10 protein-coding genes and 1 pseudogene are annotated in these 14,187 nt (G+C 40.6%); 2 read left to right on the top strand and 9 right to left on the bottom strand.

The window, feature by feature from the left end; genetic code table 11:
* Window positions 1–2: 2 nt before the first annotated feature.
* The 8 genes and pseudogenes from opp4B to BAU15_RS05995 all read right to left on the bottom strand — a co-directional run bounded on the left by opp4B (window position 3) and on the right by BAU15_RS05995 (window position 9,135).
* Window positions 3–965 carry an oligopeptide ABC transporter permease gene (gene opp4B / locus BAU15_RS05960; RefSeq protein WP_161841827.1) on the bottom strand — a complete coding sequence of 321 codons (963 nt, stop codon included), beginning with the start codon at window positions 963–965 and terminating at the stop codon, window positions 3–5.
* The gene (locus tag BAU15_RS05965; protein WP_161841828.1) at window positions 965–1,909 is read right to left on the bottom strand and encodes an ATP-binding cassette domain-containing protein; all 945 of its coding nucleotides are present in this window, start codon (window positions 1,907–1,909) and stop codon (window positions 965–967) included. The genes opp4B and BAU15_RS05965 overlap by 1 nt, the downstream gene beginning before the upstream one ends.
* Complete coding sequence (locus tag BAU15_RS05970; RefSeq protein WP_161841829.1) at window positions 1,910–2,947, bottom strand: ABC transporter ATP-binding protein; 1,038 nt, start codon at window positions 2,945–2,947, stop codon at window positions 1,910–1,912.
* 237 nt (window positions 2,948–3,184) lie between these two features.
* Window positions 3,185–3,427 (bottom strand): acyl carrier protein, encoded by a 243-nt coding sequence (acpP, locus tag BAU15_RS05975; protein ID WP_161841830.1) that lies wholly within the window; start codon window positions 3,425–3,427, stop codon window positions 3,185–3,187.
* Between the two features lie 339 nt (window positions 3,428–3,766).
* Window positions 3,767–4,753, bottom strand: a pseudogene (gene plsX, locus BAU15_RS05980) (phosphate acyltransferase PlsX); the annotation flags it as partial.
* Window positions 4,754–4,797: 44 nt separating this feature from the next.
* A complete protein-coding gene (recG, locus tag BAU15_RS05985; RefSeq protein WP_161841831.1) occupies window positions 4,798–6,840 on the bottom strand; it encodes an ATP-dependent DNA helicase RecG in 2,043 nt (680 codons plus the stop codon).
* A gap of 201 nt (window positions 6,841–7,041) precedes the next feature.
* Window positions 7,042–8,721, bottom strand: coding sequence for a DAK2 domain-containing protein (locus BAU15_RS05990; RefSeq protein WP_161841832.1), 1,680 nt, complete (start codon window positions 8,719–8,721; stop codon window positions 7,042–7,044).
* Between the two features lie 51 nt (window positions 8,722–8,772).
* On the bottom strand, window positions 8,773–9,135 hold the full coding sequence (locus BAU15_RS05995) for an Asp23/Gls24 family envelope stress response protein (protein WP_161841833.1): 363 nt from the start codon (window positions 9,133–9,135) through the stop codon (window positions 8,773–8,775).
* A gap of 278 nt (window positions 9,136–9,413) precedes the next feature.
* On the opposite strand from BAU15_RS05995, the gene rpmB reads away from it, so the two are divergent.
* Together rpmB and BAU15_RS06005 are read left to right on the top strand one after the other, a co-directional pair.
* On the top strand, window positions 9,414–9,602 hold the full coding sequence (rpmB, locus tag BAU15_RS06000; RefSeq protein ID WP_161841834.1) for a 50S ribosomal protein L28: 189 nt from the start codon (window positions 9,414–9,416) through the stop codon (window positions 9,600–9,602).
* Between the two features lie 906 nt (window positions 9,603–10,508).
* On the top strand, window positions 10,509–13,154 hold the full coding sequence (locus BAU15_RS06005) for a YfhO family protein (protein WP_161841835.1): 2,646 nt from the start codon (window positions 10,509–10,511) through the stop codon (window positions 13,152–13,154).
* A 170-nt stretch (window positions 13,155–13,324) separates the two neighbouring features.
* Here the strand turns inward: BAU15_RS06005 and truA are convergent, their stop codons facing one another.
* Complete coding sequence (gene truA, locus BAU15_RS06010) at window positions 13,325–14,071, bottom strand: tRNA pseudouridine(38-40) synthase TruA (protein ID WP_161841836.1); 747 nt, start codon at window positions 14,069–14,071, stop codon at window positions 13,325–13,327.
* Window positions 14,072–14,187 lie beyond the last annotated feature (116 nt).

Raw genomic sequence — 14,187 nt, forward strand, 5'->3', positions numbered from 1 at the left:
ACCTACTGGATTCTGATTCGTGGATCAACAATACTCATAATAATATCTGAGAGCAAGGTTCCCACTAATGTTGCGATTCCTAGAAGTAACACGAGTGCCGTAATAACACTATAATCTCGTCCACTAATCGAATCGATAAACAAGCGACCCATACCTGGATAACCAAAGATGGTTTCAATGTAAATCGCTCCTCCAACAAGGTTAGTGATTTCATAGCCTAAGATTGAGGCAACAGGTAATGAAGCATTTCTGAAAATATGACGGGAATAGATTTTGTTGATTGGCACCCCTTTAGAGCGCGCTGTCCGAACGTAATCTTGTGACTTAGAGTCAATGACTTCGGTTCGTAGATATTGGATAATCACCGCAGTCGATAACAAGGCCTGCGTGATTGCCGGCAGAATAATAAACTGCAGCTTATCAATATAATAGCTGATTGTCCCTGGCTCAAGTCCAATAGTTCCTGACCCACTCGTTGGGAACCACTGTAGTTGGTAACCAAAAGCCCATAAAACCAATAAAGCTAAAACGAAAGGTGGCATCGCGAAACTAATATAGTTGTAGACACCAACGATTCTATCTAAAATCGAGTTTTGATAACGTCCTGATAACATTCCTAAAGGTATTGCAATTAAATACGTTAACAGGAAGGTTAAAATAGCTAACCAAATAGTATTGGCCGCTGTCCCTGCAATAACATTTCCAACAGGCATTTTCTTAATGTAACTAATCCCGAAGTCCCCTTGGAAAGCATTGCCAATCCAACGAACATATTGTTGCGGCCACGGATCATTCAAACCAGCTTGCTCACGTAACTCAGCAATTCTGTTTGGATCTGTATTCGGCGTCACTAATCCTGAAAATGGATCCCCAGGCATCGCTTTTGCTAAGATAAACACCAACATACTAAGAATTATCAGTTGGGGAATCATCAAAAGTATGCGTCTAAAAATTGTTTTCCACATTAGTTTGTCCCCCCATCTTTCAGCGCAACCTGATGAGTCTCATTGATTTTGTGCAAATCATAGACGCGGCCATTTGCGTCGTAAAATTCAGTTTGTTTTTGGTTGTATTCCGCTTCAACACGACGGCGGTTCTCTTTATGCGCTTCGCGGTTTGCCACATCAATTTTTGGAATAGCTGATAATAAACGTTTCGTATAGATGTGTTGTGGATCTGTATAAATATCTTCACGTGAGCCAATTTCAACAAAACGGCCCTTGGTCATAATAGCAATCGTATCACACATGTGTTTAACTACCCCTAAGTCATGGGAAATAAATAAATAACTTAAGCCGTACTCTTCTTGAATTTGTTTCATGAAGTTTAAAACCTGTGCTTGCACAGATAAATCCAACGCTGAAACAGGCTCATCTGCCACAATCAATTTAGGACTTGTTGCCACCGCACGGGCGACACCTAAACGCTGACGTTGTCCACCTGAGAATTCATGGGGATACTTGTATAAGGCATCCTCTGGCATCCCAACAATATCTAACAAGCCTTTGACTTTTTTCTTCTCTTCTTGATCACTCAAGCGTTCAAAGTTACGAATCGGTTCAGCAATAATATCAATGACCCGTTTTTTCGGATTCAAACTAGACATCGCATCTTGGAAGATCATTTGGACATCTTTGTTGTAGTTGATTTTCTTACGGTTACTACTCTTAGTTATATTTTTTCCTTCATAGATAATCTCACCAGAGGTCACTTTCTCTAAACCGACAATCGCTTTTCCGGTCGTCGATTTTCCTGAGCCAGATTCACCAACTAGGCCGTAAGTTTTCCCTTTTTCGATTGTAAAATTAACACCATCTACTGCGTACACATAGTCAGTCACGCGGTTAAAGAAGCCGCTACGAATTGGATAGTGTACATTAAGGTCTTTAATTTGAATAAGTTCTGACATTTACACTTCTCCTTCTTCGTCTCTAAAATGGAAATGCTTATAACAAGTACAACGAACTAAATGATCAGGTGCCACTTCATGCAAACTAGGATTTTCTTCATGCTCGCTTTCAGCAATCCACGGAATACGTGGTGAAAAACGACAACCTGTGCGCACCATGTTTTTCAATGAAGGAACAACCCCTTCAATCACATGCAGTTCACTATCATGATTATCTTCTTGAGGAATCGAGTTCAATAATGAACGCGTATAAGGATGTTTTGGATTCGCGAATAGTTCTTCTACAGAAGCAACTTCCACAAATTGACCCGCATACATCACGGCTACGCGGTCAGCCATCTCAGCTACAACCCCTAAGTCATGGGTAATCAAGATAATGCCGGCTTCCGTTTCTTTTTGTAAATCTTTCAACAAATCCAAGATTTGCGCTTGGATCGTTACATCTAATGCCGTTGTTGGTTCGTCAGCAATGACAATCGGCGGCTTACAAGCAATCGCAATCGCGATAATCACCCGTTGGCGCATCCCACCAGATAATTCATGAGGGAATTGACGTCCCACACGCTCTGGATTTAGAATACCTACTTGATTTAATAATTCAATCGCACGCGTTTGGCGTTCTTGGTCGTTCATTTTTGTATGGTAAGAAAGACCCTCTTTGATCTGATCTTCAATTCTCATTAGGGGATTTAAGGCCGATAATGGATCCTGAAAAATCATACCAATATCATTACCGCGAATCTTATTGTACAATGTCTCATTTAAATTCGATAAGTTCAAATCATTGTATAAGATTTCTCCAGTAATTTTTGTATGAATTGGATCATGCAAGCCCATAATTGTAGTGGCCAAGGTACTTTTCCCACAGCCTGACTCACCCACAATAGCTAGAATTTCATTTTTTTCGAGGACAAAAGACACATCGTCTACTGCGTCATAAAAATCATCTTTAATCCGGAAACCAGTATGCAGGTTTTGTACGTCTAATAATTGATTATCATTTGACAATCGAATACCCCTCTCTCTTTTACCCTTCATTGAAGTTTGTTTTTTATATATGAAAAAAGATCGAACGCACGCTGTTTTTCAATGGATACAAATCTTTCTCTTAACATAATATAATAGTTTCTTAACAATTATATAGAAATCAATACGAGAATGCAAGATTATTTCGCCTAAAATGACCCAAATTGTCAGAAAAATCTATTATAATTTAACGTAGGATAAAAAAAAACAACGATTCATTAGATTTTTCTAATAAACCGTTATTTTTTATTACCCTTGGTGAGAAAGTATATATTCTACTGCGCCACCAACAGTTTCAATCTTTTCAGCGTCTTCATCTGAGATTTCAGTCCCAAATTCATCTTCAAGTTCTAAAACAAATTCCATAATGCTGATCGAATCAGCGTTCAAATCATCTTTAATACTTAGTTGATCATTTACCTTGTCTGCATCAATATCAAAATGGTTCGAGATAATATTCGCTACTTTAGTAAAAACTACTTCACGAGTCAATTGCATTCACCTCCACTGCTTTTGACAACCCTCTGTTAATAACAAAGCCATAGTACATTTTACTCAGAATCCGCTCATTTGTCCAGTATTTTTTCAAAATTGTTACAGAATAATGTCATTTTGATTTCTAAAGGCTCTTTTTGCCGAATCCGCTCACTTCTATGACTTGCCTGGTTGCGTATATTTTATTCTTTTTCTTCTATTAATAGTTCTGAATCATCGAATCTTTCAAGATCATCCTGAGACTGCTTATTCCGCTGCGTCTCCACTCGTTGTACTAGCTACCTCTGTCGCTGTCGTTGTTGCCGCTGCCTCAAGAGCCGCTTTTTTATCGACTTCTTCAAAATGAGCGACTAATTGGTCAACAACTTTCGTTTCTAGCATTGTGTGAATCTGACGAATCGTATAACGCACTGCATCCGGACCTGTCGCACCATGCGTTTTGACTACCGGTGCTTTTAAGCCAAATAAGACCGCGCCGCCATGCTTCGAATAATCCATCTCATTCTTCATGCCACGTAAAGCATTTTTTAATAGCAAAGCGCCCATTTTCCCTTTGAAGCCTTCTTCCAGAATAGACGATTTCAATAAACTCATCATGCTCATCGCCGTGCCTTCAATTGATTTCAAGACAGCATTCCCAGTGAAGCCATCCGTTACCACAACATCTGCTACACCACTTAATAAATCCCGCGCTTCGACATTTCCAATAAAATTAATACTTTCTTCTGCTTGTAACAATTCGAAGGCTTTCTTCGTTAATTCGCTACCCTTAGTCTCTTCAGTTCCATTATTCAACAAACCAACACGAGGTTTAGTAATTTTGCGAACTTTTTGGGCATAAAATGAACCCAAGACCGCATACTGAACCAAATGTTCTGGTTTATTATCAGCATTCGCCCCTAAATCTAGCATATCAAAGCCACCATCTGGCTGTCCCATCACAGGCATGGTCGACATAAGTCCTGGTCGTTCAATATTTTTAATTCGGCCAACGATGAATAAGCCAGCTGCTAATAATGCGCCTGTATTCCCGGCTGAAAAAATCGCATCCGCTTCGCCTGTTTTAACCGCTTGTGCAGCCAAGACCATCGACGCTGTTTTTTTACGACGGATGGCTTTCACCGGCTCGTCATCACTCGCTATTTTTTCATCCGTATGCACGATTGTTAGATTTTTTTCATTTGTAACATATTTTCTAATTTCTGCTTCTTTTCCATATAAGATAAACTCAATTTCTGGAAAATCCTGTTGCGCTAACATCACGCCTTCAACGATTGCTTTCGGGGCATTGTCGCCACCCATCGCATCTACTGCAATTCTCATTTCCTGTTCGCTCCTCTCAAATCAGCACCAGTATACCATAACTTTTAGTCAAAATAACGTCCTTCTGGATCTTCTATTTTGATTGCTTGACTCAGCCCCTGGTAGGCCTCCTCTGTTTGCCAGTGAGGAATTTTCCAAATTTTATGTGCCTCTTCTCTTGCGACTTCTAAAATATTTCCATCCGTCACTAAGTCGCCGACTATAAATTGGGGAATTCCTGATTGTCTGGAACCAAATACTTCCCCTGGTCCCCTCAATTCTAAATCTTTTTCACTCAAGAGGAAACCATTCGTTGTCTCCGTCATGATTTTCATCCGCTCGGCACCCATTTCATTCTTGGGATTAGCCACCAGAATACAATAAGAAGCCTCCGCGCCACGCCCCACACGACCACGCAGCTGATGCAATTGGGCTAAGCCAAAACGATCAGCATCCATAATCAACATAACCGTCGCATTTGGCACATTCACACCCACCTCAATCACCGTCGTTGAGACTAGAATCTGCAATTCACGCTCTTTGAATGCTTCCATAATATGATCTTTTTCGGTATTTTTCATTTTACCATGCAACAATCCCACCTGATACTCCGGCGAGTAGACTTGCTGCATATGTTCATAAATCTCTGTCGCATTTTTGACATCCAGCGCCTCTGACTCTTCAATTAATGGACAGATGACATAGACTTGATGGCTCAACGCCAGCTCTTTTCTAACCCACTCGAGAATACTATCCAGCTGTGGTGGCCGTATCCAACGAGTCTCAACAGGAATTCGACCAGCCGGCATCTCATCAATCACCGAAACATCCATTTCACCATAAGCCGTAATCGCTAAAGTCCGAGGAATTGGCGTAGCTGTCATGAAAAGTACATCTGGTTTAAGCCCTTTTTCGCGTAAAATCTTCCGTTGATTGACGCCAAATCGATGCTGTTCATCGGTAATGACCAAGCCCAGTTGGTGAAACACCACATTCTCTTGAATTAAAGCATGCGTCCCAATCACCACATCAATTTCACCACTCGCTAGTCGAGCCAGAATTTCGCGGCGCTCTTTCGCTTTGGTGGAACCTGTCAGTAAAGCTGTCTGAATTTCAAGCGGATCAAATAACTGATTTAGACTTTCCAAATGCTGCTGCGCCAAAATTTCGGTGGGCACCATTAGCGCCCCTTGAAAGCCCGCCGTCGCCGTCGCATATAAAGCAATCGCCGCCACCACTGTTTTTCCGCTCCCAACATCCCCTTGTAATAGACGCTGCATATGCTTTTTACTGCGCAAATCGCGACAAATCTCATTGGTCACGCGCTTTTGAGCAGCCGTCAATTCAAAAGGCAACGCCTGTGTAAATTGCTTCACTCGCTCGACATCATACAGAACAGATAATCCCTGTGCCTCTGATTTTTCTGCGCGCTTTAACCCTTGAATCTGCATTTGAAAAAGAAAGAACTCTTCAAAAATCACTCGGCGCTTCGCTTGCCGACTCTCCTCTTGATCTTTCGGAAAATGCATAGCGAAGACTGCTTGCTTGCGCCCCATTAACCGATATTTCTCTAGTAATTCTTCTGGAAGATTCTCTTCCAATTGTTGGAAGTAGCCTGTAAAAGCTGCTTTAATTAATTCAATCAAGGTTGTCTGCCGAACAGATTTACTGACATGATAGATTGGGGCAAAATCTTCCGTCGCTTGACTACCGAGAATCTTCATTCCCGTTAGCGCCTTTCGTTTCGCATCCCATTTGCCATACACAGCAATCTCTTCTGACAAAACAATCTTATCTTTCAAATAAGGCTGATTAAAAAAGGAGACGTTAAACACCGCGTGCTCTTGCATCATGCGAAACTGTAGTCGACTTTTCTTATACCCGTAACGACTCACCACCGGGTCAGAAACGACCAAGCCCTTCAAGGTCACCTTTTCCTGATCTTGAATTTCCAGTAGATTTTTTTCCTGGATATCCTCATAACGAAAAGGATAATACGTCAACAAATCTTCAACCGTTTGAATGCCTAATTCAGCCAGCTTACTCGCCCGTTTCTCGCCCACACCTGCCAAGACCGTCACCGGGTCCTTTATGCCTGTGCTACTCATGAATGCTCGCCTCCTCTCTTTCCTAATCTCTTTTAAAACACTTTGAAAAGTAGCCAGAACATAAATCAGTAAACGATTTACATCCCAGCTACCCATGGTGTACCTATCTATGTTTTGTCTCAATTACTTATATTACTGAAATTTCTTTCTTACCTGTCGCTGTTAGTCGATACTTCTAGATATCTACCTAGTTGATTCGCCTTATTCAGCAGAGAATAGATAAGGATAGACAGGTTGGTCTCCTTGATGGATTTCCAACTCTAAATCTTCATATTTTTCAGTCAAGGCCGCTCCTAATTTCTCAGCCTCAGCCGTTGTCCCCTCTTCACCGGTAATAATCGTCACAATCTCAGTGTCTTCGTTAATCATCTGCTCTAATGTAGCAAATGAAGTCGCGAAACAATCGGGATTTGAAATAACAATCTTGCCATCAATCATGCCTAAGAAGTCGCCTTCGGTAATCGTTACCCCATCAATTGAGGTATTACGAATCGCATGAGTCACTTGCCCACTCACGACACTTTCAAGCATTTCTTTCATGCCTTCTTTGTTATCTTCCAACGACGCTTGATCATTAAAGGCCAACATCGCCGTCATCCCTTGAGAGATAGTTTTCGATGGGACCACAGCCACTGGCAATTCAGCCACTTCCGCTGCTTGATCAGCCGCCATGAAAATGTTCTTGTTATTAGGTAAGATAATTACTTGATCAGCATTGACTTCTTCAATCGCTTTTAGGATATCCTCCGTACTTGGATTCATCGTTTGGCCGCCACTAATCACATAGCTAGCACCTAAACTACGGAATAATTCTTGCACACCTTCGCCGGCTGCAATCGCAATAATTCCATAAGGTGTCCGTGGTTTCTTAGCCACTGGCTTCGCTTGACCACTATCATGCTCTAGAATTGTCTCATGCTGTAGGCGCATATTATCCACCTTGATTTTCACAAGAGAACCAAATTTTTGACCATAATTCATGATCTCACCTGGATGCTCCGTATGTACGTGAACTTTAATAATCTCATCATCATTCACGACCAATAAAGAGTCGCCAAGTTTATCTAAATAGTTACGGAATTCTTCATAATCAAACTCACTATCCACTGTTGGACCTTCGCCAATTTTCACCATAATCTCTGTACAATAGCCAAAAGTAATATCTTCTGTCGCCATATGACCTTGCACACTACGATGATGTTCAGCATTGACCATATCATCCATTTCAGCTGGTGAAGGTTCAAAAACTGTTTCTAATTGGAACTCACCATTCAGTACACTCAAAAATCCTTCATAGATGAATAATAAGCCTTGACCGCCACTATCGACTACGCCAACTTCCTTCAGCACAGGTAAAAGATCAGGTGTTTTCGCTAAAGCACGCTTCGCACCCATCACAACAGACGTCATAACTTCCACACAATCGTCGGTTTCTTTCGCCTTTTTTTCACCCGCTTTAGCTGCTTCACGAGCCACTGTTAAAATAGTTCCTTCAACTGGTTTCATGACTGCTTTGTAAGCTGTCTCTACCCCACGTGTAAACGCAGCTGCTAAGTCTTGTGCGTTCAATGTGACAACCGTTGGGATTTGTTTTGAAAATCCACGGAATAATTGTGAAAGAATTACGCCTGAATTTCCTCGAGCGCCCATTAAAAGTCCTTTTGATAAGACAGTCGCTAACTCGCCAACCTTATCTGAAGCAGAATCCACTACAGCTTTCGCACCACTTGTCATGGATAAATTCATATTTGTACCTGTATCACCATCTGGCACAGGGAAAACATTCAAAGAATTGACATACTCTGCATTTGTTTGCAAACGATTCGCACCAGCCTGCACCATCTCTTGGAACTGACTTGCACTGATTTCTGTTACATTCACCTAAATAATCCTCCTTCAGATCCACTCGCTGTTTTTCAGCAAGTCTTCTGCCTAGTCTGGCAGTACGCGTACACCTTGAACAAACACATTGACTGAGTTAGCCGCAACACCAAGTAAAGTTTCTAAATTGTACTTCACTTTCTCTTGCACATTGCGAGATACTTCAGAAATCTTCGTGCCATAGCTGACAATCGTATAGACATCCACTGCGATGCCGTTTTCTTCTTGACGCACTACGACGCCACGCGCGTAATTTTCTCTACGTAAAATTTCAGTAATATTGTCTTTAATTTGATTTTTGCTTGCCATACCAACGATTCCAAACACATCAGTAGTTGCGCCGCCAACGACAGTCGCAATCACTTCATTCGTTATTTCGATCGTACCAGCTGACGTTTTAATTTTTACAGCCATTGAAATGACCCTCCTTAACGAGTCTATTAACCCATTTTCTACTACAATATTCTATCATAGGCAACCGGTAAATAAAAGGACGATCCCTCACTTACCTCGAATTATTAGCCGAAAAATGGCTATTGTCGCAATAACTTTGTCTAATTTACAATTTTTGCCTCTTAATGTCAATCGTCTTTGAAAAAATTCTCTTGTAAATACTTGTACATTATGTTAAATTATTTTAGTATGAGCTGAAAATTATTGCTCCAACATCAAGGCAAAGGAGGAAATTAAAAATGGCTAAAGTTTGTTACTTTACAGGTCGTAAAACATCAAGCGGAAACAATCGTTCTCATGCGATGAACGCTACTAAACGTACTGTTAAACCGAACCTACAAAAAGTTCGTGTGATGATCGACGGAACACCTAAAAAAGTTTGGGTGTCAGCTCGTGCTTTGAAATCAGGAAAAGTTGAGCGCGTTTAATATTGATTAATGAAATGTTTTCGAACCGTTCAATCGAACGGTTTTTTTGTTGTTCTTGTACTCAGAGCTTTATTTTGTACAACATTTATTAAAAAAATATAACTGTTCTAAGCGTTAGAAAGCTGTATGTTAAACTTTCTGGCGCTTTTTAATACCTTGTATTTATTCAGAGACTTTGCCGCATCCGGGATTCCTGCAATTGGAAAATTCTGAAGTCCCTAGAGGGAGATTATGAACTACCCGCTGTTGACCACAGTATTTACAGCGGGTTAAGAACTAATCTAGCAATGAGATCAACGCCCTTTGTTGAGCTGCTTGCGACCAGACTGCGAACTTTTTCGATGGAAGGAATCCCGGATGCGTCACTTGGTTTCAGCCAAACAAAAGATTCTATAGCTCTAGCAATAGTTGTACTCCTTTTGGTATTATTCCGAAAACCATTCTGACGATTCATCTGCCTAGGTTTGTTCTCGTGATTTACTCTCCTGAATTGTGCTTCTTTTGAATTGCCCTATTGAGGATGTTCTTTTCTTATTCTCAATTAGAAAACAAAAACGAGAACTGAGTAATCTATTTCTAGATACCCAATTCTCGCTGAATTATACACTGACCACAATGCATAATTCCGGTACATACCGTTTATGATACTCCTATGTGCACTCATTAGATTTAGTCCAATAAGTAAATAAATATGCGCTGTTATTTTTTAAAGATACCTTTTATTCGTAAAAATGTCAATATTCCATCAATATTTTTTATTATCTGATATTTATTATCAGAATAAAAAGACACTTGTAATCCTTAATTTGATAGGCTTTTTTGTAAATTTTTCCAAAAATTGGAGGTTTTCCTATTAAGATATGGTAAACTAAAATCAATCATTTTAGAAGATTCGGAGAGGTTCTTATGACAACAATAAAACGTTTTTTAAAAGCTAATCGTACATACATGCTCGCTAGTTTCTTTATCCCATTTTTTATTTTAGCCTTGATTTATCTGAGTATTGGGATTTATCCCGGAAGCAGTCGGAGCATTCTAGCCAGCGACGCATTCTCACAATTTTCGAATTTCCACGCCAGTTTTAAGAATATGTTGTCTGGCGATCAGAGTATTTTTTATACCTGGAACGGCTCCTTAGGCTTGAATTATCTTTCGTTGGTATCTTATTACCTCGGCGGATTTTTCACAGGAATTGTCTTCTTCTTTCCTAATCAATGGATGCCAGATGCACTGTATGTCCTAACCTTGTTAAAAGTCGCCAGTAGTGGGCTTGCTTTCTGGTTCTTAGCCAAACAAACATTTAAGCTCCCGCGCTGGAATCATGTGGCTTTGGCAGTCGCCTATGCCCTCTCTTCTTTTGCCATCGCCCATTCGGAGATTATCATGTGGATTGATGCGTTTGTTTACTTACCTTTGATCATTTTGGGTATTCATCGCGTCATGGATTTAAAGAAGCCAACTGTTCTATTTGTTTCCTATTTAATGCTCTTTTTATCCAGCTTCTATATGGGCTTCATGGTAGGTGTTTTTTCATTCTTGTACTTCTGCGTTCGCTTATTGACTCATTGGCACAAATACAAAGGTTCCGCAGTTCAATACGGTATCACTTCTCTATTAGCCGGCGGTGCTTCGATGATTATTATTCTGCCAGCCTTGATTGATTTGCGTGAGAATGGTGAAAAACTAAGTGAAATTACTAAGTTAAAAACGGAAGCAACCGGTCTTTGGGATATTCTCATAAAGAATATGGTTGGCGTCTATGATACGACGAAATACGGTTCTATTCCCTTTATTTATGTCGGATTAATTCCCTTAGTCTTTTGCCTACTCTATTTTCTTTCGAAACAAATTCCGTGGAAGGAAAAAGTTGGTTTTGCTAGCTTATTCGCTCTTTTAATTGCCAGCTTCTACTTGGTTCCTTTGAATCTTTTCTGGCACGGTATGCATGCGCCGAATATGTTCTTATTCCGCTATGCCTTTCTTTTCTCTTTTCTAGTTGTTTTTCTAGCCGGTTATGGTTGGGAACAATTTAAGCAGCAAGACTTAGGAAAGCTGAGTGCCATCATCTTCGTCTTAATCGGTGCTTTCTGCGTCGCTTGGGGCTCAAAAGGTGGAGAGAACTACGAGTATGTCACTACCACTTCCTTTATTTTAACCATCGTCTTCTTGGTGCTTTACCTTCTAGCTATTGGTTATTATCAGCTGGGTTCTTTCCCCAAGAAACGCTTAGCTATTTTGTTATTAGTCTTAATGAGTGCTGAAGCTATGGTCAATACGAGTGGAATGGTTCAAGGGATTCTTGACGACTGGAATTACGCTTCACGCAGTTTATATACGCAGCCTTATCCAGACATTAAAAAGTTAGTAGATACCACGAAACAAAAGAATGAGACCTTCTATCGTTTAGAAAATCTCGACGGTGTGTCAGTTAATGATAGCTTCAATTATGGCTACAATGGCATTGGTATGTTCTCTTCAATCCGAAATCGTCACTCTTCAACTTATCTGAATACACTAGGATATCGCTCACGAGGAACCAATTTAAACTTACGATACCCGAATAATACACTCGCTATGGACAGCTTTTTAGGCATGAAATACTTGATCTCTAAGAATGAAATCAGCGACTATGGCTTCACTCAAATCAAGCAATCAGGTACTTATCGTCTGTATGAAAATAGAAATGCGTTACCTTTAGGCTTCCTAGCCCCTAATACGATACAAAAAATTGAACAACCCGCAACAGACAATCTTACCAGCCAAACAAACCTGCTTAATGGTCTCAGTCAGTTGCAACAGACTTATTATGAATTTTATCCAACAGTAGTAATTGACCATAAGAATACCTTGATTAGTCAAAATGGCAATTCGGTCACTTACAAGGAAGAAAAACCAAATATCTCTAAAGATGTCACCTGGAATGTGACAGTTCCAGCGAATACGCAAGCTTACTTGAGCCTATTCCCGACAAATTTTAATCAATTAGAAAGCTCCACAGCGACGATTACAGTCAATGGTCGAAGTCAGAAATCACAGATTAATATTACTGGTCAATACTACGATCTAGGGTATTACGAGAATGAAACGACCTTTGAATTTACCGCCAGTTTCTATGGTACGTCAGAAGTCGGCTTCATCGAGCCTAAAGTTGTCGGGCTAGATACCTTAGCTTATCAAGCAGCTATCGATACAATCAAACAAAACGGCGTTGATTTTACCGTGAACGGCCGCACAGCCACTGGTAAAGTCACCACAGAAAGCGAGCAAACGCTCGTCACTACGATTCCTTACGATAAGGGTTGGCACGCGTCAATCGATGGTAAAAAGGTTGATATAACTGATTTTAAAGATGCCTTTGTCAGCTTAAAAGTTCCCAAAGGTACCCATACAATCAAGTTAAGCTATCTCCCTGCTGGTTTCCTACCAGGAGCGCTATTATTTGTTGGCTGCCTCGCGCTCTTCATTGCTTATCGCTATTGGCTCAATAAGAAAGAGCTAACTGCCACTAAACAAACACTGGGTCATGATCAATCAGTAGAACCAGTCGAGTAGTTAGCAACAAACAGTAGACAAATTAACCAAAAGAAAAAACCGTGAATGCAGAATCAGGCTCAAAAAGGCCATTTCTGTATTTCACGGTTTTTCTTTTCTCATCAGGAGATAATCCGCACTTCTTTCATTAAAAAGATACGACAGTCAGCTTGATACCTAGGATGATTATCCTACTCGTACTTCACTTCTACTAAATATAAACCTTCTGGATGTGCGGTTGGTCCAGCCAAATTTCGATCCTTAGATGCAATAATTTCAGGCAAGCAATCTTCTGGCATCCGACCATTGCCAATTTTTAGCAGAGTACCTACCAAGATGCGAATCATTTTATACAAAAAACCATCCCCACGAAAAGTAAATACCAATTCATCGCCCACTTCATTGACAGCCAAGCTCGCTTCATAAATCGTTCGCACCTTATCTTCAATCGGACTACCCGCTGCACAAAACGCCGTAAAATCATGGGTTCCCAGTAAATCAGGTAAGGCACGACGAATTTTTTCCGTATCAATTGGATAGGGAAAATAGCTCGCATAAAATCGACGAAACGGACTACGAGGCTTCCCAATATCCACACGAAACTGATAAGTTTTTTCTGTCACAAGGTAGCGCGCATGAAACTCTTCTGGCACTATCTCGACAGCCTTCACCGCAATATCCTCCGGCGTCTGCGTATCTAAGCCAAAACGCATCCGTTCCAACGGCCGTTCCTCAGGATAATCAAAATGAATAACCTGTCCCATCGCATGAACCCCGGCGTCCGTTCGACCAGAACCAAAAATTTGAATCGTCTGACCATTCGCCATCTTTTTCAACGTCTTCTCAATCTCTTCTTGCACCGTTCGACCATTAGGTTGTCGCTGGAACCCATTAAAATTTGTACCGTCATATGCTATTATCGCTTTATATCGAACCATACTTGCCTCCTCAATCTCATTCTCCACTTTAAACTAACTACTTTTTTTTGATAGCCAACCTATTTCTTCTTATCGGCCTACGCCACCTGTTTTAGTTAATAAAATTGGCATAGAAT

Origin of the sequence: Candidatus Enterococcus huntleyi (genome assembly GCF_009933175.1) — a bacterium.
Taxonomy (GTDB): Bacteria; Bacillota; Bacilli; order Lactobacillales; family Enterococcaceae; genus Enterococcus_K; species Enterococcus_K huntleyi.